This is a genomic window from Anoxynatronum sibiricum (assembly GCF_039414295.1).
GTDB lineage: Bacteria > Bacillota > Clostridia > Peptostreptococcales > Tindalliaceae > Anoxynatronum > Anoxynatronum sibiricum.
Genome location: NZ_JBCITM010000072.1, coordinates 1 through 347 on the forward strand (window position 1 = coordinate 1; position 347 = coordinate 347).

Here is a 347-nt window from a genome sequence, read left to right on the forward strand (position 1 = left end):
ATCCAAGATTGTTTGCCACGGGCGATGAATCCATCCATTACATTGACTTTATAGATATGATCAAGGCAAGGCCGAATGCTCTAAAGTACTCGGGGATCTACACGCTGTTACCTTCATCATGGCAGGAGTACCTGCATACATTAGACAAAGAATCATTTCGCAATGCATTTCATGTCTTAAAAGCAATCCTCCTTGAAGAAGACATGGAGTATGCGGATATAGTGCTACAAGAAACCAGGAAGCACGATGCATTATCACCTGAAGCGATTGCCATTACGTTTAAACGATTAAAGGAAAACCGACTGATCTATGACGGTGCCATTGTATTTTCTTCCGATCTGCCATCA

Annotated in this window: 1 pseudogene; it reads left to right on the plus strand. The window is 42.1% G+C overall.

Annotation, left to right across the window (positions count from 1 at the left end):
• Positions 1-56: 56 nt before the first annotated feature.
• Positions 57-347, plus strand: a pseudogene (locus AAIG11_RS18285) (hypothetical protein); the annotation flags it as partial.